Origin of the sequence: Pseudomonas sp. Sample_10 (assembly GCF_004321495.1) — a bacterium.
Taxonomy (GTDB): domain Bacteria; phylum Pseudomonadota; class Gammaproteobacteria; order Pseudomonadales; family Pseudomonadaceae; genus Aquipseudomonas.
This window is the reverse complement of record NZ_RCOE01000012.1, coordinates 1-19180: the sequence shown is the minus strand read 5'-3', so window position 1 is coordinate 19180 and position 19180 is coordinate 1. Positions and strand designations below refer to the sequence as shown.

The 19180-nt window shown below is 60.3% G+C and carries 19 protein-coding genes; 9 read left to right on the top strand and 10 right to left on the bottom strand.

All coding sequences use genetic code 11. The annotated features are described in order from the left end of the window. Nucleotides 1–4: 4 nt before the first annotated feature. Nucleotides 5–874: an ABC transporter permease gene (locus D8U18_RS01310; RefSeq protein WP_056854666.1), complete on the bottom strand. Its 870-nt coding sequence runs from the start codon at nucleotides 872–874 to the stop codon at nucleotides 5–7. Further along, nucleotides 871–1896, bottom strand: coding sequence for an ABC transporter ATP-binding protein (locus D8U18_RS01305; protein WP_056854665.1), 1026 nt, complete (start codon nucleotides 1894–1896; stop codon nucleotides 871–873). Before D8U18_RS01305 ends, D8U18_RS01310 begins: the two co-directional genes overlap by 4 nt. 245 nt (nucleotides 1897–2141) lie before the next feature. Between D8U18_RS01305 and D8U18_RS01300 the strand changes: the two genes are divergently transcribed. After that, complete coding sequence (locus D8U18_RS01300; protein ID WP_131106850.1) at nucleotides 2142–2978, top strand: IclR family transcriptional regulator; 837 nt, start codon at nucleotides 2142–2144, stop codon at nucleotides 2976–2978. A gap of 112 nt (nucleotides 2979–3090) precedes the next feature. Here D8U18_RS01300 and D8U18_RS01295 read toward each other — a convergent pair whose 3' ends face one another. Both D8U18_RS01295 and D8U18_RS01290 read right to left on the bottom strand, forming a co-directional pair. Continuing rightward, on the bottom strand, nucleotides 3091–3843 hold the full coding sequence (locus D8U18_RS01295) for an anti-sigma factor (RefSeq protein ID WP_131106849.1): 753 nt from the start codon (nucleotides 3841–3843) through the stop codon (nucleotides 3091–3093). Further along, nucleotides 3840–4346, bottom strand: coding sequence for a sigma-70 family RNA polymerase sigma factor (locus D8U18_RS01290; protein WP_130904273.1), 507 nt, complete (start codon nucleotides 4344–4346; stop codon nucleotides 3840–3842). The genes D8U18_RS01295 and D8U18_RS01290 overlap by 4 nt, the downstream gene beginning before the upstream one ends. Before the next feature lie 159 nt (nucleotides 4347–4505). On the opposite strand from D8U18_RS01290, the gene D8U18_RS01285 reads away from it, so the two are divergent. Beyond that, complete coding sequence (locus tag D8U18_RS01285; RefSeq protein WP_131106848.1) at nucleotides 4506–5591, top strand: catalase family peroxidase; 1086 nt, start codon at nucleotides 4506–4508, stop codon at nucleotides 5589–5591. Then, on the top strand, nucleotides 5588–6133 hold the full coding sequence (locus D8U18_RS01280; protein ID WP_130904275.1) for a cytochrome b: 546 nt from the start codon (nucleotides 5588–5590) through the stop codon (nucleotides 6131–6133). Before D8U18_RS01285 ends, D8U18_RS01280 begins: the two co-directional genes overlap by 4 nt. A 47-nt stretch (nucleotides 6134–6180) precedes the next feature. Here the strand turns inward: D8U18_RS01280 and D8U18_RS01275 are convergent, their stop codons facing one another. After that, nucleotides 6181–7326, bottom strand: coding sequence for a carboxypeptidase family protein (locus D8U18_RS01275; protein WP_177434977.1), 1146 nt, complete (start codon nucleotides 7324–7326; stop codon nucleotides 6181–6183). Between the two features lie 365 nt (nucleotides 7327–7691). Here D8U18_RS01275 and D8U18_RS01270 point away from each other — a divergent pair, with 365 nt between their 5' ends. The 5 genes from D8U18_RS01270 (at nucleotide 7692) to D8U18_RS01250 (ending at nucleotide 12526) form a co-directional block, all read left to right on the top strand. Next, nucleotides 7692–8360 (top strand): GntR family transcriptional regulator, encoded by a 669-nt coding sequence (locus D8U18_RS01270; RefSeq protein WP_131106846.1) that lies wholly within the window; start codon nucleotides 7692–7694, stop codon nucleotides 8358–8360. A gap of 54 nt (nucleotides 8361–8414) precedes the next feature. Next, complete coding sequence (locus tag D8U18_RS01265; RefSeq protein WP_056854657.1) at nucleotides 8415–9221, top strand: ABC transporter substrate-binding protein; 807 nt, start codon at nucleotides 8415–8417, stop codon at nucleotides 9219–9221. 11 nt (nucleotides 9222–9232) lie between these two features. After that, nucleotides 9233–10000: an amino acid ABC transporter permease gene (locus tag D8U18_RS01260; RefSeq protein WP_056854656.1), complete on the top strand. Its 768-nt coding sequence runs from the start codon at nucleotides 9233–9235 to the stop codon at nucleotides 9998–10000. 1 nt (nucleotide 10001) lies between these two features. After that, the gene (locus D8U18_RS01255) at nucleotides 10002–10781 is read left to right on the top strand and encodes an amino acid ABC transporter ATP-binding protein (RefSeq protein WP_056854655.1); all 780 of its coding nucleotides are present in this window, start codon (nucleotides 10002–10004) and stop codon (nucleotides 10779–10781) included. A gap of 134 nt (nucleotides 10782–10915) precedes the next feature. Next, on the top strand, nucleotides 10916–12526 hold the full coding sequence (locus D8U18_RS01250) for a gamma-glutamyltransferase family protein (protein ID WP_130904279.1): 1611 nt from the start codon (nucleotides 10916–10918) through the stop codon (nucleotides 12524–12526). 418 nt (nucleotides 12527–12944) lie between these two features. Here the strand turns inward: D8U18_RS01250 and D8U18_RS01245 are convergent, their stop codons facing one another. Beyond that, nucleotides 12945–13286, bottom strand: coding sequence for a DUF3077 domain-containing protein (locus tag D8U18_RS01245; RefSeq protein ID WP_056854653.1), 342 nt, complete (start codon nucleotides 13284–13286; stop codon nucleotides 12945–12947). Nucleotides 13287–13415: 129 nt separating this feature from the next. Here D8U18_RS01245 and D8U18_RS01240 point away from each other — a divergent pair, with 129 nt between their 5' ends. Then, complete coding sequence (locus D8U18_RS01240; protein ID WP_130904280.1) at nucleotides 13416–14054, top strand: XRE family transcriptional regulator; 639 nt, start codon at nucleotides 13416–13418, stop codon at nucleotides 14052–14054. A 39-nt stretch (nucleotides 14055–14093) separates the two neighbouring features. Here D8U18_RS01240 and D8U18_RS01235 read toward each other — a convergent pair whose 3' ends face one another. The 4 genes from D8U18_RS01235 to D8U18_RS01220 all read right to left on the bottom strand — a co-directional run. Further along, a complete protein-coding gene (locus D8U18_RS01235; RefSeq protein ID WP_130904281.1) occupies nucleotides 14094–16040 on the bottom strand; it encodes an acetyl/propionyl/methylcrotonyl-CoA carboxylase subunit alpha in 1947 nt (648 codons plus the stop codon). Next, nucleotides 16040–16855, bottom strand: coding sequence for a gamma-carboxygeranoyl-CoA hydratase (locus D8U18_RS01230; RefSeq protein WP_056854650.1), 816 nt, complete (start codon nucleotides 16853–16855; stop codon nucleotides 16040–16042). The genes D8U18_RS01235 and D8U18_RS01230 overlap by 1 nt, the downstream gene beginning before the upstream one ends. 115 nt (nucleotides 16856–16970) lie before the next feature. Further along, the gene (locus D8U18_RS01225; RefSeq protein WP_056854649.1) at nucleotides 16971–18578 is read right to left on the bottom strand and encodes a carboxyl transferase domain-containing protein; all 1608 of its coding nucleotides are present in this window, start codon (nucleotides 18576–18578) and stop codon (nucleotides 16971–16973) included. 12 nt (nucleotides 18579–18590) lie between these two features. After that, on the bottom strand, nucleotides 18591–19180 hold a 590-nt coding region (locus D8U18_RS01220), incomplete at its 5' end, for an acyl-CoA dehydrogenase family protein (protein WP_277752454.1).

Sequence of the window (19180 nt, the reverse complement as noted above, 5' to 3'; positions counted from 1 at the left end):
CGAATTATCCCAATGACTTCTTGTAGCGGCCTTCGATCATGCGGTTCCACGACAGCATGATCAGCAGGTTGATGAGCAGCAGGGCCACGGCAATTGCCGCGCCCATCGGCCAGTTGAGCTCCGACAGGTACTGGTCGTAGATCAGCGTGGCGACCATCTTCAGACGGCGTCCGCCGAGCAGGCCGGGAATCGCGAAAGAGCTGGCGGCGAGGCCGAATACGATCAGCGTTCCGGACAAAATGCCGGGCATGACCTGCGGCAGCACCACCTGGCGGATCACCGTGAAGTGACTGGCACCCAGTGAAAGCGCAGCCTGCTCAGCGGCGGGATCGAGTTTTTGCAACGAAGTCCAGACCGGAATGATCATGAACGGCAGCATCACGTGGACCAGTGCAATCACCACCGCGAACGGCGTGTAGAGCAGTTTCATCGGCGAGCCGCCGAGCGCTTGCAGGGTCTGGTTGACCAGGCCATCGGCGCCGAGCAACAGGCTCCAGCCGAAGGCGCGTACCACCACCGAAATCAGCAGCGGAGTGAGGATCAGGATCAGGAAAATCGAGCGCCATGGGGTGCCCATGCGGCTGAGGATGTAAGCCTCGGGGACGCCAATCAGTACGCAGAGCAAGGTGGTCAGAGCGCTGATCCACAAGGTCCGCAGGAAGATTTCATAGAAATACGGATCGCCCAGCAGGCTGCTGTAGTGCTCGACGGTGAAGGCGTTGCCGTTGATCCCTGTGCTGTAGTCGAAGACGTTGAACGACAGCACCAGCGTCAATGCCAGCGGGATCAGCAGCAGACCGAGGTACAAGGCCAGGGCCGGTGCCGACAGCAAGTAGCCTTGGCGACCCTGGCGGATGGCGGTGAACGAACTCATGCGATCACCTCGTCGACAGTCAGTACACGCAGCAGTGCGGCATCCCAATCGAGGCCAACGGCTGTGCCTTCGCTCAGCGGTGCCGAGCCATCGTTGCGGCGTACCACGCAGAGTTCACCGAGGGGCGTCGACACGCTGTAGAGCCATTGGCTGCCGAGAAAAAAACGGCTGGCAATCTTGCCCTGCAAGCGTCCATGACCGGCGTCACGCAGATCGATTTTTTCCGGGCGCAGGCTCAAGGTCAGATCACCGTCACCACGACTGCACACCTGAACCCCACCGCTGCTGTCTCGTTCACCGGGCAGCAGATTGGCCTTGCCGACGAAGCCGGAAATGAACTCGGTGCGCGGGTGTTCGTAGAGGGTGTAGGGCGCATCGATCTGGGTGATCCGACCAGCCTGCATCACCACTACGCGATCACTGATCGACAGCGCTTCGGATTGGTCATGGGTGACCATCAGCGTGGTGATCCCGACTTCGCGCTGGATGCGGCGGATCTCGAATTGCATCTCTTCGCGCAGGTTGGCGTCGAGGTTGGACAGCGGCTCATCGAGCAGCAACACCGGCGGCTGGATGACCAGTGCCCGCGCCAGGGCGACACGCTGGCGCTGGCCACCGGACAACTCCCGAGGGTAACGCTCGGCGTGCTGATCGAGGCGAACCAGTTTCAGCACGCGGTCCACCCGCTGCCGGATTTCGGCGCTCGGCACCTTGCGCATCCGCAGGCCGAAGGCGACGTTGTCCTTGACGGTCATGTGCGGGAACAGTGCGTAACTCTGGAACACCACGCCCAGGCCACGGCTGGCGGGTTTGGCGTGGGTGATGTCGCGGCCATCGAGCACGATGCGCCCACTGGTGACTTCGACGAAGCCGGCGATCATTTGCAGGGTGGTGGTTTTGCCGCACCCGGAAGGGCCGAGCAGGGACACGAACTCGCCTTTTTCCACCGAGAGGTCGGTAGCGACCACGGCGTCGATGTCACCGTAGCGTTTGCCGAGTTTTTCAAGTTGCACAAAAGCCATGACTGCGCCTCCACCTGGGATTGTTATGCGTCGCCCGAAGGCGCGCTTTTTTGTATGGGCAGATACGAAAGATTGTTGCGGGGTGCGTTGGCGCTCGACTTGAGTCGGCTGCCGCTGTTGTTCGAATCGCCCCTGTCTGGACGCAGATTAGGACGAAGACTAGGATGGGCTCAATGGCCTATTTCACTGAGGCGATAACTATTTTCAGTTTTATTCGATCAGTAAATTAATTGTCGAGAAACTACATGTCAGATTCCATTGAGCGGAATGAAAGCAAAAATGAAGTCGGTGTCGGCGCCGTCTCACGGTTGTTTGCGGTGCTGCGTGCGTTGGGTGACACCGTCGAAGGCGGGGAGCGTGTGACGCAATTGGCCCAACACATCGGCTTGTCGCAACCGACTACCCACCGTTTGCTGCGCAGCCTGATGGAAGAGGGCATGGTCGAGCAGGATGCGCGCAGCAAACGTTATCGCCTGAGCCTGGATTTTTTCGCCCTGGCGGCCCGCGCAGGTAACAGTGGCAACCTGCGCGAGCTGGTGCGCCCGTCACTGTTGCGGCTGTCGGCATCGTTGGGCGACTCGTTGTTTTTGCTGGCGCGCAGTGGTTTCGATGCGATTTGTCTGGACCGCAGTGAAGGGCCGTTTCCGATCCGTACGTTCACCGGTGATATCGGCGGGCGCGTGGCGCTGGGCGTGGGTCAGGGCAGCCTGGCGATCCTGGCATTCCTGCCGGAGGAGGAGCGCGACACGGTCATCCACTACAACCTGCCGCGGTTGAAGGATTTCCATTTGTACGACGAAGTGTTCCTGCGCTCGGAAGTCGAGAACGTGCGCAAGCTCGGGTACGCCGGGCGCAACACCGGCGTGTTGCAGGGCATGGCCGGGGTGGCCGTGCCGATTCTCGATCGCGAAGGGCGGGCAGTGGCGGCGTTGAGTGTGGCCACCGTGAGCGATCGATTAGGTCCGGATCGTTTGCCGACGGTGGTCGAAATGCTCAAACGTGAAGCGGCGTTGATCGGTCCGCGAATCAACCCGTTTGATCCACTATTGCGACGGCCATCGCAGGTGTTTGGGCAGGGTTGAATTATTCACCGCCCCCTGTAGGAGTGAGCCTGCTCGCGATAGCGCTCTGTCAGTCAACATTTCAGTGACTATGAGACCGCTATCGCGAGCAGGCTCACTCCTACAGGGGGGATCAGAACCGGCTGGTTTGCCTGAGCATCTGTGCGGCTGGGGTATCGGTCGGGCTGACCATCGCATAGTTGTAGCCACCCCCCGACCAATACTCGGCCTGCAAGCCGCCGTCACTGCGACTGCCTCTGGGCAGCAGGTAGTTTTTCGGTCCCGGCGGGCGCACGTAGAAGCTGATTTTCTGCCCGCCCTGATTCTCATAGACCACCATTGCCGCCGGCCCCTGTTCGGTGCTGAGCAAGCGCCCGCTGGCCGGTTTGAAACCGGCCCCCGACAGGTCAGGCAAGCGATTGGCCTGGGTGAAGTAGCGGTCAAGCCAGCCCTGCATATCGCCATCGTCGCCGGCCTTGTAGTCGGCTGGCAATATCCCTTGCTGGGCAATCAGGCGATAGGCCTGAAGTGCATCGGTCATCGGTAGTTGTGCGCTGGTGAAAGTCATCTCACGGGCTTGCCAGCCACTGTAACCGCCGACGCTGACGGCGATCAGCAACATGGCGGCGCTGGCCAGGTGGCGCCGCGATTGGCGTTTGCGGCGTAGGCGAATCATGGCGGGATCGAGTTCCGGGTTGGCCGGTTGCTGCAACGCGCCACTCAGGGCTGCGCGCAGTTGCTGGGCATCTTGCTGCCAGGCTCGCACTTGGGTGGCAACTTCCGGATGACTGGTGAGAAACGTCTCTACCAGACGTCGGTCGTCGTCGCTGAGTTGATGGTCGACGTAGGCGTGCAAGTCGCGCTCGCTTGGGGGCATGCTGATCATTTGAGTCTCCGCAGGGCGGGGCGGGTGATTTCGCCTTCACTGAGTTGGCGCAGGGCCTGGCGGGCCCGGGACAGGCGGGACATCACGGTGCCGGTGGGTACGTCGAGAATCTCGGCGACCTCTTTGTAACTCAGGCCTTCCACCGATACCCAAAGCAGCAGCGCGCGCTGTTCGGTGGGCAGTCGGTCGAAGGCGTCGAGGGTCGATTGGGCGATCACGGTGCGTTCCACCGAAGGCTGTGCATCGTCACGCCCGGTGAAAAATTCGAGCATTCGCGCATAACGCCGGGTGCGTCGGTGCGCATCGAGAAACTGTCGATACAGAATCGAAAACAACCAGGCGCGCAAATCGCCGTCGGCACGTTTGTCGCCCCAACTCGACAGCGCACGCTCCAGGCTGGCCTGGACCAGATCGTCGGCGCTGCTGGCGTTGCGCGTCAGCGATACGGCAAATCGGCGCAATCTGGGGATGATTTCTCGCAGTTGTTCGTCGATATCGTTCATGAAGTTCTGGCCAGTCACTACGCTGTGTGTGTCGGGAGACGACCGGGGCTTGAGGTTATTCCACGCCGGAAAAAATAAATACCGCACACTGGAATAAACCGGCGTGCGGTTCGTCTGCCTGATTCTTCTCACTTGTGGCCGATGGCCCTGGAGTCTTTCATGGTAGATCGATCATCACCGCCCAACCGGCCCCCCCTGAGCACGGCGAGCCTGATCTTGCGTCTGTCTGGCATCGCCGTGGTCGTTGCTGTCGTCGCCGGGGCATTTGCCTACGTCAACGGCACCTTTGACCCACAGCGCCTGACGCCGAAAAAGCTGATCAATGTGCTGGAGACCAACAACGGTGTGCACCCGGGATTCCGTCGCAACCATTCCAAAGGCGTGTGCGTGATCGGCCATTTCGAGAGCAGCGGCGAAGCGCGCAGTTACTCCATCGCGCAAGTATTCAACGAGCCGCGGACACCGGTGGTCGGTCGTTTTGCCTTGCCGGCTGGTAATCCCTACGCGCCGGACAGCGCCGTGCCGATCCGTAGCATGGCGTTGCGTTTCAATCAGGCCAACGGCCAACAGTGGCGCACCGGGATGAACAGCATGCCGGTGTTCCCGGTGGCCACGCCCGAGGCCTTCTATCAATTGCAGCAGGCCCAGTCACCGCTGCCCGCAACTGGCAAACCGGACCCCGCGGCAGTGCCGGCGTTCTTCGGTTCGCACCCGGAAGCCGCGCCGTTCCTGGCCTGGATCAAGACCGCCAAGCCGTCAGCCAGTTATGTCACTGAAACCTACAACAGCGTCAACGCGTTTTATCTGGTGAACGCTGCCGGACAACGCCAGGCCGTGCGCTGGAGCATGGTGCCGGTAGCGCAGGATGCGCCGGGTGCCACTGCGCCTGAGGGCAGTGATTTTCTCGAGAAAGACCTGGTGCAACGCATCGCCGCCGGCCCCTTGCGTTGGCAGTTGAACATCATCCTGGCCAATCCTGGCGACCCTGTGAACGACGCCAGCAAAGCCTGGCCTGAAGGGCGCAAAGTGTTGAACGCAGGCACGCTGGTGCTGGAAAAATCCCAGCCGCAACTCAACGGCGAATGCCGCGACATCAACTACGACCCTCTGGTATTGCCCGCTGGCATCGAAGGTTCCGACGACCCGTTGCTGGCCGCTCGTTCGGCCGGTTATGCCAATTCCTACCTGCGTCGCACCAGCGAAGTCAGCCAGTTGCCCGCCGCCAAACAGGAGGCCCAGCAATGAGCACCCAACCCAACCACTTCGCTCCCTTGGCGCGCCTGCTGCATTGGCTGATGGCACTGATGATTGTTGCCATGTTGTTCATCGGCGCGGGCATGGTCGCCTCGGTGTCCGAGCGTCATGAATGGCTGATCAATCTGCACAAACCTTTGGGTGTCGCGATTCTGCTGTTGGTCATCGTGCGTCTGGTGGTGCGTTTTTCCACCACGCAGCCACCGCTGCCGGCGGACCTGCCAAGTTGGCAAGCGCTGGCGGCCAAAGCCTCGCATGTGTTGCTGTACGCCTTGATGCTGGTCTTGCCATTACTGGGCTGGGCGATGATTTCGGCGTCGGGCGAACCGGTGATGCTCAGCAGCTCACTGCAGTTGCCGTCGATTGTGCCGGCGAACGCGCAGGTGTTTGCGTTCTTGCGCAAGGCGCATGGGTATCTGGCTTATCTGTTGTTCCTGACCGTGCTGCTGCACCTGGCGGCGGCGTTGTTTCACGGTTGGATTCGGCGTGATGAGGTGCTGGACAGCATGTTGCGAGGGAAAGATCGCGGGTAACTGAGGGCTTGAAGGCTGCATGCCGGGCATGCAGCCATCCGGGTAGATCAACGCAACGAATCAACCATCTCCGCCACTGTCGTCAACACATCCTTGCCCAACTGCTTCGAACGCTTGCCCGACCATCCCGTCAACGGGTCCGGATGATCGTCGTGGTCCTTGAACGGCATTTCCAGCGTCAGGGACAAGCAGTCGTATTTCTGCCCGACGGCGTTGCAGGCCAAGGTCATGTTGGCCTTGCCCGGTTCGTCGCGGGTGTAGCCGTACTTGGTCTGGAAATCCTTGGTGGTGCGTTTCAAGTGGCTGCGGAAATGTTCTTCAAGTTTTTCGATCCGCGGTGTGTAACCCGGATTGCCTTCGCATGCGGCGGTGAACACGTGAGGGATTTCCTCATCACCGTGCACGTCGATGAACATATCGACGCCATACTTCTCCATCTGCTGCTGTACGAAAAACACCTCCGGGCTGATTTCCGGGCTGGCGCTCTGCCAGGCGCGATTGAGGTCCTGGCCCATGGCGTTGGTGCGCAGGTGACCGTGGAAGGCGCCGTCCGGGTTCATGTTCGGCACCAGATACAGATCGGCGCTGGCCAGCAGTTTGCTCAGCACCGGGTCGTCGTGCCGTTCGAGGCGTTCGATGACACCCTCCATGAACCACTCGGCCATGTGCTCGCCGGGATGTTGCTGGGCAATGATCCACACCTTGCGCTGGCCTTCGGCGCCGGTGCCTTTGCGCAACAATTGGATATCGCGACCTTCGACACTTTTGCCGGTGGCCAACAACTCGGTGCCAGCCTTGGCCAGTGCTTGTTCAATCAGCCAGTCGTGACGGCCACGACTGTAGGGTTCGAAGTAGGCGAACCAGGCGTGGGTCTGGGTGGCTTCGAGGCAGAAGCGCAGGCAGTCGCCTTCGAAGATGGTCGGTACGCGGAACCAGTTGACGTGGTCGTAGGAAGCGACTGCCTGATAACCGTCCCAGGCCTTGTTGTACGAAGACTGGCTGGCATTGTTCAGGCGAAACCAATGCTCCTGGCCGACATGCAGGCCACTGGCCTTGAAGTGGAACCATTGAAAATGGTGGCTTTTGCTATCAGGGCGGATCGCCAGCAGCGGCTTGAGCGGGTCACTGAGGTCGATGACTTGAATGTTGCCGCTGTCGAAGTTGGCGCTGATATCGAGGGAAGATTTGGCCACGGTCGGGTTCCTGATCAGGTTTTTATGGCGGCTACTTTACACGCAAGAGCAAGGGCTTAGGAGCTTGCAAAGATCGTTTCCACCCAGGATGCCCGCGCGCTTTACGACTCAAGGTTTGCTGCGAAGCCTGCCCATCGAAGCGTAGCGATCATCCGTGTTACCACCAGCACCATTTTGAGGCCGGCAGGTGACAGGTTGGGGCATTTCAACTCGTTACCGGTCGGCCCCTTCAGCCTTATACAGCCCTGTTGAAGGCTGATACTTCAGTGTAATCAAACACCTGTAAACCATGCGCGAAATTTGGCATGCAATATGCTTTTTTGGCTTTATGGATAATTGGATACAAAAATACAAAAGGTGCACCGATGAAATTCGCCCCTGCCTATACCGAGCGTCAGCCTGTCACTGCTGAGGAAGAGGCCTACAACTTTCTTCTGGAGGCTATTTGCAAAGGTCGTTACCGCACCGGCGAACGGCTGATCGCCGAGGACATCGCCGGTGAAATCGGCATGAGCCGCATGCCGGTGCGTGAGGCTTTCCGCCGTCTGGATGCTGACGGTCTGGTGACATTGCGGCCCAATCGCGGCGCCATTGTGCGCGGCCTGAACATCGAGGAAATGCGTGAGGTGTTCGAGATGCGCAGCGCCCTTGAGGGGCTCGCGATCCGGGTGGCTGTGAGCAAGATAACCGAGCGCCATTTCAGCCATCTGGAGCGTCTGCTGGACGAGATGGACGACTACCGCGAGGACGGTGCCGAGTGGGTCAGCCGCCATCGCGCGTTCCATGAGTACCTGTGCAGCCTGAGCGAACGCCCGCGGTTGATGCGGCAGATTTCGGCGCTGTATTCGGTGATCGAACCGCACATGCGCCTGTGGCTGCAACACGCCGACAAGCCACGCAGTGCCCGGGATGAGCATGCCTCGATTGTCGCCGCCCTGCGTTCCGGCGATCCGGACAAAGCCGCAGAAGTGGTGTGCGAACACATCGAAGGCACCATCCCGCGGTTGATTCAGTTTCTCGAAGCCCATCAATAGAAGAACAACCACCTCCTGCACAGGGGGGCATTTGCAGCCAACTGGAGTCATGACATGCACAAGCCTTGCGCGTTAGTTGCCCTGTTCACCTTGAGTCTGTGTTCGCAATGGGCGATGGCCGCCCCCGAATTGCCCGAGCGATTAAGCAAGAGCGAGAAGATCGTCTATTGCTCCGGCATGGATTCGCCGCCGCTGGTGTCGTTTGACCTGAAGCAACAACCGGTCGGGCTTCAGGTGGATATGGGCGAAGCGATTGCCCAGCGTTTGGGTAACAAGAAAGTCGAATGGCGCATCTCGCCCTTCGCCGGGCTGATCCCTGCATTACTCGCGCAGCAGTGCGACATGATCGTCGACCAACTGTTCGACAAACCCGAACGCCGTGAAGTGATCGACATCGTCAACTTCATGTATTCCAGCCAGTCCATCGTGGTGCCCAAGGGCAATCCGAAGTCGGTGAACACGCTGGAAGATTTGTCCGGGCTCAAGGTCGCGGTCAGTAACGGTTCGACTATCCGCGTGCTGCTGGGCAAAGAGAACGAAAAACTTGAAGCGGCCGGCAAGCCGCCGATGAAACTGGTGGTGTACAACGTCGACGCCGACGCCTTCCAGGCCTTGCGCATCAACCAGGTGGACGCTTTCGGCACCACGGTCGAGTCTGCCGGCCATTACCAGCAACTGGCCCCGGATCTGTTTCAGTCGGCGGTGCCGGCATTCAACCGCATCCTCACCGGCTTCGGCGTGCGTAAAAGCGATCCGCAGTTGACCGTGGCGCTCACCGAAGTGCTGCAAGGCATGCGCGCCGACGGCAGTTACGCCGCGCTCCTCAGTAAATGGCATGTCGATAGCGACAAACTGGACTGAGGGAAAACCTGATGAACTTCAATTGGGATGTGTTCTGGCAGTACCTGCTGCAACCCAGCGATGTGTACCTGACAGGGCTTTGGCTGACTTGCCTGATCAGCGTTTCGGCGATGTTGCTCGGTTGTGTGCTTGGGCTGATCGCGGCGTTGATGAAGCTGTCGAGAAACCCGCTGTTGCAGTACCCGGTGCGCTTTTATGTCTGGCTGATGCGGGGCACGCCGCTGCTGGTGCAGATCGTGTTTCTGTACACCGCGTTGGCGGCGGGCGGGATTTTCCGTTTCGAAGACCTGGACCTCGGCTGGTTCATCGTGCCGGGCAACATCCAGGCCGCGATCATCGCGCTGGGTCTCAACGAAGGCGCCTACATGGCCGAGATCATTCGTGCCGGGATCGGCGCGGTGGACAAGGGGCAGTACGAAGCCGGGCGGTCCCTGGGCATGACGTTTCCCAAGTTGATGCGCCGGATCGTGTTGCCCCAGGCGTTCCGGGTGATCGTGCCGCCGCTGGGCAACGAGTTCAACGTGATGCTCAAGAACACCACGCTGGTCAGCGTGATCGGGGTGCAGGAGTTGCTGCTCAGCACGCAAATGGTGACCTCGGCGACTTTCCGCGTGTTCGAGTTGTATCTGGTGGTGGCCATCTACTTCCTGGCGTTGACCACGCTCTGGGGCTTTTTCCAGCGTTGGCTGGAGACACGCTTCGGTCAGTCCGATCGCCCGGCGCCAGCCGCCAGCCGAATGTTTGGACGCCACACCATGAAACTGCTGAGGGGGCGTTGAGATGGCGCACATGAGTGAAGAGCTGGTCATCGAAGCGCTGGATATTCACAAGTCCTTCGGCGACCTGGAAATTCTCAAGGGCATTTCCCTGCAGGTGAAGCGCGGTGAAGTGGTGGTGCTGATCGGTGCGTCCGGCTCCGGTAAAACCACGTTTATCCGCTGCATCAATCTGCTGGAAGACATTCAGTCGGGGCAGATCCGTGTGGCGGGTCAGCCGATGGGCTATCGCACCCGGGCCGATGGCAGCCTGGTACGGGATTCGGAGCGCAACATTGCACGTCAGCGCCGCGACATCGGCATGGTGTTTCAACGCTTCAATCTGTTCCCGCACATGACGGCCCTGGAAAACATCATCGAGGCGCCCATTCAGGTGTTGGGTGTATCGCGTGCGGCGGCATTGGAGCAGGCGCGGGCGCTGCTCAAGCGGGTCGGGCTGGCGGAAAAGGCTGATCATTACCCGTCGATGCTGTCCGGTGGTCAGCAACAACGAGTGGCCATCGCCCGGGCGCTGGCGATGAAACCCCAGGCGATGCTGTTCGACGAACCCACCAGCGCCCTCGACCCCGAGACGGTGGGTGAAGTGCTGCAAGTCATGAAGGAGCTGGCCGAGGAGGGCATGACCATGGTCGTGGTCACCCACGAAATGGGCTTTGCCCGTGAAGTCGCCGACCGGGTGGTGGTGCTCGATCAGGGCGAACTGATCGAGCAGGGGCCGCCCGAGCAGATCTTCAGTCAACCCAGGCACGCCCGTACCCGCGCGTTTCTCAGTCGAGTGCTGTAGGAGCGAGCCTGCTCGCGATAAACGTTAAGGATAACGAGGCAAGTCAGACATCCCGCGTCGTTCTCCAGTTCATCGCGAGCAGGCTCGCTCCTACGGGGTTCTTTTACGAACATTTCTTTTGTGTGAGTCCTGCCATGTTCAAGTTTTCCGCCCATGAATATCCCTACGCCTCACAACGTCAAAGTGTCTTCGCCAAACGCGGCATGGTCGCCGCCTCGCAACCGCTGGCAGCCGAAGCCGGAATCGAAATCATGCGCCGCGGTGGCAATGCCATCGATGCGGCGATCGCCACGGCCGCAGCGCTGACGGTCGTCGAACCTACCGGTTGCGGTATTGGTGGCGACGCGTTTGCGTTGGTCTGGACGCAAAACAAGTTGCACGGTTTGAACGCCAATGGCGCTGCCCCGCAAGCCTTGAGCATCGAGGCAGTGAAAACCGCCGGCCATGAAAAAATGCCGTTGCATGGCTGGACACCGGTCACCGTTCCGGGCTGCCCGTCAGCCTGGGCGGAGTTGTCCTCGCGCTTCGGTCGGCTGCCGTTTGCCGACTTGCTGCAACCGGCGATCAGCCTGGCGCGCGATGGTTTTCCCGTGTCGCCGGTGGTTGCGCTGCAATGGCAAACCGCGCTGGAAGACTTCTCTGCTGATCGCTGTGAGGCACTTGAAAGTTGGTTCGAGACTTTTCTGATCGATGGCCGTGCGCCCCGAGCCGGTGAAGTGTTCCGCAACCCGGCCCAGGCTCGCACGCTGAGCGAGCTGGCGGCCACGGCGTGTGAAAGCTTCTATCGCGGTGCACTGGCGCAACGGCTTGACGCGCACTCGCGGGCCACGGGTGGCTATTTGCGCGCCAGTGACTTGCAGGACTACCGCGCGCAGTGGGTCGAGCCGATCAAGGTCAATTACCGCGGAGTCGATGTCTGGGAAATCCCACCGAGCGGGCAGGGGCTGGTGGCGTTGATGACATTGAAGATTCTCGAGGGCTTTGACTTCGATCATCGCGACAGTCAACAAACCTGGCACCGTCAACTGGAAGCCATGAAGCTCGCCTACAGCGATGGCTTGCACTACATCACCGATCCGCAGCACATGCGTGTGGCGGTCGATGATTTGCTGAGCGATCACTATGCAACTCATCGACGCTCGCAGATCGGCGAGCGCGCCGTCGCGCCGCAACCGGGTGATCCCCATGCCAGCGGCACTGTTTACCTGGCCACCGCCGATGCCGAAGGCAACATGGTTTCATTCATCCAGAGCAACTACCACGGTTTCGGTTCCGGCGTGGTGTTGCCCGACAGTGGTATCGCCCTGCAGAACCGTGGCGAAGAATTCAGCCTCGATCCAGGTCATGCCAATTGCCTGGCTCCGGGCAAGAAGACGTTCCATACCATCATTCCCGGGTTCCTCAGCAAAGACGGCGAGGCGATGGGGCCTTTCGGCGTGATGGGCGGTTACATGCAGCCGCAAGGGCATGTGCAAATGGTGATGAACCTGGTGGATTTCGGTCTCAATCCGCAAGCGGCGCTCGATGCACCGCGTTGGCAGTGGCTGGGCGGGCTGAAGGTCGGGATCGAACAGGATGCATCGCGGGACATGGCGGCGGCGCTGGCACGTCGTGGTCACACTGTAGAAGTTGCCTGCGACCTCACCAGTTACGGGCGGGGCCAGATCATCTTGCGCGATCCTGAATCGGGTGTGTTATGCGGAGGCACCGAACCGCGAACGGATTCGCATATCGCCGTGTATTGAAAGGGCGTTGGGGGCATCAAGGGGGGGCGTCCTCCTTGACGCCGAGGCAGCTTAGAGAGTGTGCGATTGATTCTCAAGTGCTATTTGCCATTGGTTTGCCCTAATGATCACAGGCACCGCTTGCCAAAAAATATTCTTTTGATATCATCCGCGCCATCGATTTGTGACACCCAAAGACTTCATTAGCCTGAAGCCATAAGCCAGAAAACTGGCAAAAAAAAGACCCGGCAAAAAGCCGGGTCAAAAACCGTGATTAGCCTGATGAGGAGATAGTCCAGAGACCGACCTAAGGTCCGCTGGGCCATCAACTGATCTCGCGATCAGTTGATGCAATAATAATCATTCTCGTTTGCAAGTCAAACGTTTTTATCTGCGCGATTGGAAAATTCTTTCCCGTCCTCTTCTTTTCATCCTCGCTTCAAGCGTTCTGGTGACATTCCAACGATCGATCCACCATGGCTCTGGCCATGTCGATCATGTGCACCGCAGAAAACGCCAGGTCCCGGTTTGTACCCTGCAGATGGTTGGCTGTCTCGAAGGCTGTCGCGGCAGCACATCGTAAAAGATCCGACGCATGAACCAGCGCTTCTTCACTCTTGATGTTGCGGTTCACGTCGAAGAAACGCTCCTCGACCTGTTCCACTGAAACAGCTGGTTTCAAGTAATAGTCCAGTGCCCGCTGTGCAGCGGCAGAGCCTTTTGCGGAAGTGAGCGAAGTGTCGATTTGCAGGTCGGGCAGGTCGTTGGCGGGTTGGTTCATGGTGATGGCAAGCTCCGTGATAGATTCAGATCCGTGAATTCATCCTAGTACGATCTGTATTTGTGACCATCAATTAAATACTACAATTTGTGTTTTGATGGCTGGAGCCCTCCACGTATCGTGCCGCACATGGATAAATGGATTGAATTGGTCAAGGCCAAGATGAGTGAGCTCAAGGTCACTCAAGAGATACTCGCCGAGCGCCTCGGGATGTCCCAGGGCGGCGTAGGGCATTGGCTGACAAAACGCCGCCAGCCAGGCATCGAGGACATGAATCGGGTCTTGCAGGCGCTGGGCCTGGGGTTTCTGGAAGTGGCGCTGGTGATCAGGGAGCCGGGAGAGTCGCAGGACGACGAGGTTTGCCTGACGCAGAAGTACAACCCGTACTTCCGTTACCCGGTCAGTGACTGGCGCGAAACCGGCGAGGTGCGCGATGGCGAGCAGGCCAGGTATCGTTTCGAATTGTCCGACTACCACGCACAAGGTGCGGCGTTCTGGTTGACCGTGATGGGCGATGCGATGACCGCGCCCAGTGGCCTGAGCATTGCCGAGGGCATGCTGATCCTGGTGGACCCGGACGTGGAAGCGGTGCCTGGCAAACTGATTATTGCCCAGTGGCAAGGCAGTAACGAGGCGATTTTTCGCAAGTTGATCGAAGAGGGCGGGCAGCGTTACCTGGTCCCGCTCAATCCGACGTATCCGAAAGCCCTATACACCGAAGAGTGTCGAATCATCGGTGTGGTGGTTCAGGCAACTGCCAGGTTTTGATCGGATCGGTCCCGGTAAGGTGTAGGACCGATCTTCGTTTCACGCTTCTTCCAGTTCGACCAACGCACTGCCTTCGCTGACCATTTCGCCTTCCTGGCAGTACAGCGCCTTGATCACACCCGCGTGGGGTGCGCGGATGCTGTGCTCCATCTTCATCGCCTCCAGTACCACCAGTTGTGCCCCGGCTTCGACCGTTTGCCCGACCTCGACCAGCACCCGCACGATACTGCCGTTCATGGGCGCAGTCAGGCCGCCCTGATGGCTGTGACTGGCTTCAACGGCGCTGATCGGGTCATACGTCTCGACGCGGCGCAGTTCACCGTCCCATTGCAAATACACAGCGTCACCCCGACGGATAGCCCGGTGCTGGCGGCGCACGCCGTCGCGTTCGGTGAGCAAATGCTCGCCACGCAGTTGAGCCTCGATGCTGCCCAATGTCAGCGCTTGATCCTGGCCTTCACAACTCAGGTGCAGAGTGATTTGCGCTGGCAGTCCGGCGCGCAAACCGTTGCCGCTGGCCCATGGCGAACTCGGGTCGTCAGCTCTCGCTACACGATGCTGGCTCAGGGCAAACGCTTGGGCGGCGCTTTGCCAGAACTCGTCGCTGAGCGGCGCGGGTGTCGGCAACAGCTGTTCCTGATAGCGCGGAATAAACCCGGTATCCAGTTCCGCTGCGGCAAAGGCCGGGTGGCCGATGATCCGCCGCAGGAAGTTGATGTTGGTCTTGAGCCCGCCAATCGCGAACTCATCGAGCATGCTTAGCAACCGCAGGCGCGCCTGTTCGCGGTCCTCGCCCCAGGCAATCAACTTGCCCAGCATCGGATCGTAGAACGGCGAGATTTCGTCGCCTTCCTCGACGCCGCTGTCCACGCGACGGCCTGCGCCGTGCGTCGATTCGCGATACAACTCCAGGCGGCCGGTTGCCGGCAGGAAGTCATTGGCTGGGTCCTCGGCGTACAGCCGCACTTCAATCGCGTGGCCGATCAGCGGCACTTGATCCTGGGTCATCGGCAACGCTTCGCCACGCGCCACGCGGATCTGCCAAGCCACCAGGTCGAGGCCGGTAATGGCTTCGGTGACAGGATGTTCGACCTGCAGGCGTGTGTTCATCTCCATAAAGAAGAATTCGCCGCGTGCATCCAGCAAAAACTCGACGGTGCCGGCACCGACGTAGCCGATGGCCTGTGCCGACCGCACGGCCGCTTCGCCCATGGCGCGACGCAGTTCCGGGCTCAGGCCTGGCGCCGGTGCTTCTTCGACGACTTTCTGGTGCCGCCGCTGAATCGAGCAGTCCCGTTCGTTCAGATACAAGCAGTTGCCGTGCTGATCGGCGAACACCTGGATTTCCACGTGACGCGGTTTGAGCAGGTATTTCTCCACCAGCATCCGCGAATCGCCAAACGACGATTGCGCTTCACGCTGGGCCGAGGCCAGGGCTTCGGCCAGTTGGCTGACGTCCTCGACCACTTTCATGCCTTTGCCGCCGCCACCCGCCGTGGCCTTGAGCAGCACCGGATAGCCGATGCGCTCGCAGGCATCGCGGAACGTCTCGAGGTCTTGCGCCTCGCCGTGATAACCGGGCACCAGCGGCACGCCGGCGGTTTCCATCAAGGCTTTGGCCGCGGACTTGCTGCCCATCGCATCGATGGCGGAGGCCGGTGGGCCGAGAAATATCAGACCGGCGTTTTCGATGGCGCGGGCGAATCCGGCGTTTTCCGACAGAAAGCCATAGCCGGGGTGAATCGCTTGGGCGCCACTGGCCTTGGCCGCGGCGATCAGTTTGTCGATTTGCAGATAGCTGTCGGCGGCTTTGCTGCCACCCAGGTCAACGCGAATATCCGCCTCGCGGCTGTGACGAGCGTCTCGGTCGGTGGCGCTGTGCACAGCTACGGTGGTCAGGCCAAGGGCCTTGGCGGTGCGCATCACCCGGCAAGCGATTTCGCCACGGTTGGCCACCAGCAGGGACGTAATGACAGGTGCGCTCATCAACGCGACTCCTTGGTAGTGGTTTCGGCTTGCCAGCTCGGCGGACGTTTTTGCAGAAAGGCACGCAGGCCCTCCTGACCTTCGGGGCTGACCCGGATGCGGGCGATGGCGTTTTCGGTGTAGCGGCGTAGCGCCGGGTTCAGCGAACCGTCGCCGACTTCACGCAGCAAGTCCTTGCTGGCACGCATGGCGGCGGGACTGTTGAGCAACAGGTTGTCGATCCACTGATCGACCTTCTGCTCCAGATCGGCGATCGGATAACTCTCCGACAACAGGCCCAGTTCCCGTGCCCGCTGTCCGCCAAAACGTTCAGCGGTCAGGGCATAGCGCCGCGCAGCGCGTTCGCCAATGGCTTGCACCACGAACGGGCTGATCACCGCGGGTGCGAGGCCGATACGCACTTCCGACAGGCAGAACTGCGCATCGTCGGCACCGATGGCCATGTCGCAGCAACTGATCAGGCCCAACGCGCCGCCAAATGCTGCGCCTTGCACCACGGCCAGGGTCGGGATTTTCAACTTGGCCAGGTTGTACATCAATTCCGCCAGTTCCCGGGCGTCGTCGAGGTTGGTGTGGTAATCGAGTTCGGCCGATTGTTGCATCCAGGCCAGGTCGGCACCGGCGCTGAAGTGTTTACCGCGACCGCGCACGATCAGGAAACGCAGGCTGGCATCGCTCGCGACTTTGTCGAGGGCGAGGATCAGTTCGCGGATCATTTGGGCGTTGAAGGCGTTGTTCTTTTCTTCACGGCTGAGCCACAGCGTGGCAAATCCACGAGGGTCGGTCAGCAGTTCGAGGGTGTTGAAGTCGCTCATATTCATCCGTCTCCACGGTTTCTGTGGGAACTGCTTGCGGGATCTTTTTTGCGATTGCTGCGCAATCGAGCGGGAGCAAGCTCCCTCGCCACACAAGCCTCGCTCCTACAAAAATTCACATCCGGAACACGCCGAAGCGGCTCGGTTCGATGGGCGCGTTCAACGACGCGGACAAGGCCAGGGCCAGTACATCGCGGGTCTGGGCCGGGTCAATGACACCGTCATCCCACAAGCGCGCACTGGAATAGTAGGGGTGACCCTGTTCTTCGTACTGGTCGAGGATCGGTTGCTTGATCTCGGCTTCCTGCTCGTCACTGAAGCCTTGGCCACTGCGTTCGGCCTGTTCGCGCTTGACCTGCACCAGCACGCCCGCCGCCTGTTCGGCACCCATCACGCCGATCCGCGCATTCGGCCACATCCACAGGAAACGCGGATCGTAGGCCCGACCGCACATGCCGTAGTTACCGGCACCGAAACTGCCACCGATGATCACGGTGAATTTTGGCACCTTGGCGCAAGCCACGGCCGTCACCAGCTTCGCACCGTGCTTGGCGATGCCTCCCGCCTCGTATTTCTGGCCGACCATGAAGCCGGTGATGTTTTGCAGGAACAGCAACGGAATGCCGCGCTGGCAGGCCAGCTCAATGAAATGCGCGCCTTTTTGCGCGGCTTCAGCGAACAGAATGCCGTTGTTGGCCAGGATTGCGATCGGGTAACCGTGCAGATAAGCGAAACCGCAGACCAGGGTCGTCCCGAACAGCGCCTTGAATTCGTCGAATACCGAACCGTCCACCAGTCGCGCGATGACTTCTCGCACGTCGAACGGCTGCTTGGCATCGGCCGGCACCACGCCGTACAACTCGTCGCTGCTGTAGAGCGGGGCGATTGGCGTGCGCTGCTGAACTTCGCCTTGCTTGCGCCAGTTTAGGTTGGCGATGCTGCGGCGGGCGATTGCCAGAGCGTGTTCGTCGCTTTCGGCGTAATGGTCGGCCACACCGGAAATCTTGCAATGCACATCGGCACCGCCGAGATCCTCGGCGCTGACCACCTCACCGGTCGCGGCTTTCACCAGCGGCGGGCCGGCGAGGAAAATTGTTGCCTGTTCGCGGACCATGATCGCTTCATCGGCCATGGCCGGTACATAGGCGCCGCCAGCGGTGCATGAGCCCATGACCACGGCAATCTGCGGGATGCCCATGGCGCTCATGTTGGCCTGGTTGAAAAAGATCCGGCCAAAGTGCTCGCGGTCGGGAAACACTTCATCCTGGCGGGGCAGGTTGGCGCCGCCAGAGTCCACCAGGTAAATGCACGGCAGGCGGTTTTGCTGGGCGATGGTCTGCGCGCGCAGGTGTTTTTTCACGGTCAGCGGGTAGTAGGAGCCACCTTTAACCGTGGCGTCGTTGGCGACGATCATGCACTCGACGCCCTCCACACGGCCGATCCCGGCAATCACGCCAGCGGCGGGAACGTCTTCGCCATACACCTCGTAAGCCGCCAGTTGGCTGATTTCAAGAAACGGCGAACCCGGATCGAGCAGGCGATTGATGCGCTCGCGAGGCAGCAGTTTGCCCCGCGAGGTGTGGCGTTCTTGCGCTTTCGGGCCGCCACCTTGCGCGACTTGGGCGAGCAGGGTGTGCAGTGCGTCGACCTGTTTGAGCATCGCCGCGCTGTTGGTCGCGAACTCCGCTGAACGGGGGTTGAGCTGGGTATGCAGGATAGCCATGGGCAGCTCCGTTTAGCGGGTTTCGTTGAACAGTTCGCGACCGATCAGCATGCGACGGATCTCACTGGTGCCCGCGCCGATTTCGTACAGCTTGGCGTCACGCAACAGACGACCGGCGGGGAATTCGTTGATGTAACCGTTGCCGCCGAGAATCTGGATCGCGTCGAGGGCCATTTGCGTAGCACGCTCGGCGCTGTAGAGGATCACGCCGGCGGCGTCCTTGCGCGTGGTTTCGCCGCGCTCGCAAGCTTGTGCTACCGCATAAAGGTAGGCGCGGCTGGCGTTGAGCTGGGTGTACATGTCGGCAACCTTGCCCTGGATCAGCTGGAACTCGCCGATGCTTTGACCGAACTGCTTGCGGTCATGGATGTACGGCACGATCAGGTCCATGCAGGCTTGCATGATCCCGGTCGGGCCACCCGAGAGCACCACGCGCTCGTAGTCGAGGCCGCTCATCAGCACCTTCACGCCGCCATTGAGTACGCCGAGGATGTTTTCTTGCGGCACTTCGACGTCATCGAAGAACAGCTCGCAAGTGTTCGAACCACGCATGCCGAGCTTGTCGAACTTGTTGCTGCGGCTGAAGCCTTTCCAGTCGCGCT

Bases quoted from the DNA above. Each gene is read 5' to 3' on its own strand.
- D8U18_RS01310 (WP_056854666.1), bottom strand. From the start codon at position 874: ATGAGTTCGTTCACCGCCATCCGCCAGGGTCGCCAAGGCTACTTGCTG.
- D8U18_RS01305 (WP_056854665.1), bottom strand. From the start codon at position 1,896: ATGGCTTTTGTGCAACTTGAAAAACTCGGCAAACGCTACGGTGACATC.
- D8U18_RS01300 (WP_131106850.1), top strand. From the start codon at position 2,142: ATGTCAGATTCCATTGAGCGGAATGAAAGCAAAAATGAAGTCGGTGTC.
- D8U18_RS01295 (WP_131106849.1), bottom strand. From the start codon at position 3,843: ATGATCAGCATGCCCCCAAGCGAGCGCGACTTGCACGCCTACGTCGAC.
- D8U18_RS01290 (WP_130904273.1), bottom strand. From the start codon at position 4,346: ATGAACGATATCGACGAACAACTGCGAGAAATCATCCCCAGATTGCGC.
- D8U18_RS01285 (WP_131106848.1), top strand. From the start codon at position 4,506: ATGGTAGATCGATCATCACCGCCCAACCGGCCCCCCCTGAGCACGGCG.
- D8U18_RS01280 (WP_130904275.1), top strand. From the start codon at position 5,588: ATGAGCACCCAACCCAACCACTTCGCTCCCTTGGCGCGCCTGCTGCAT.
- D8U18_RS01270 (WP_131106846.1), top strand. From the start codon at position 7,692: ATGAAATTCGCCCCTGCCTATACCGAGCGTCAGCCTGTCACTGCTGAG.
- D8U18_RS01265 (WP_056854657.1), top strand. From the start codon at position 8,415: ATGCACAAGCCTTGCGCGTTAGTTGCCCTGTTCACCTTGAGTCTGTGT.
- D8U18_RS01260 (WP_056854656.1), top strand. From the start codon at position 9,233: ATGAACTTCAATTGGGATGTGTTCTGGCAGTACCTGCTGCAACCCAGC.
- D8U18_RS01255 (WP_056854655.1), top strand. From the start codon at position 10,002: ATGGCGCACATGAGTGAAGAGCTGGTCATCGAAGCGCTGGATATTCAC.
- D8U18_RS01250 (WP_130904279.1), top strand. From the start codon at position 10,916: ATGTTCAAGTTTTCCGCCCATGAATATCCCTACGCCTCACAACGTCAA.
- D8U18_RS01245 (WP_056854653.1), bottom strand. From the start codon at position 13,286: ATGAACCAACCCGCCAACGACCTGCCCGACCTGCAAATCGACACTTCG.
- D8U18_RS01240 (WP_130904280.1), top strand. From the start codon at position 13,416: ATGGATAAATGGATTGAATTGGTCAAGGCCAAGATGAGTGAGCTCAAG.
- D8U18_RS01235 (WP_130904281.1), bottom strand. From the start codon at position 16,040: ATGAGCGCACCTGTCATTACGTCCCTGCTGGTGGCCAACCGTGGCGAA.
- D8U18_RS01230 (WP_056854650.1), bottom strand. From the start codon at position 16,855: ATGAGCGACTTCAACACCCTCGAACTGCTGACCGACCCTCGTGGATTT.
- D8U18_RS01225 (WP_056854649.1), bottom strand. From the start codon at position 18,578: ATGGCTATCCTGCATACCCAGCTCAACCCCCGTTCAGCGGAGTTCGCG.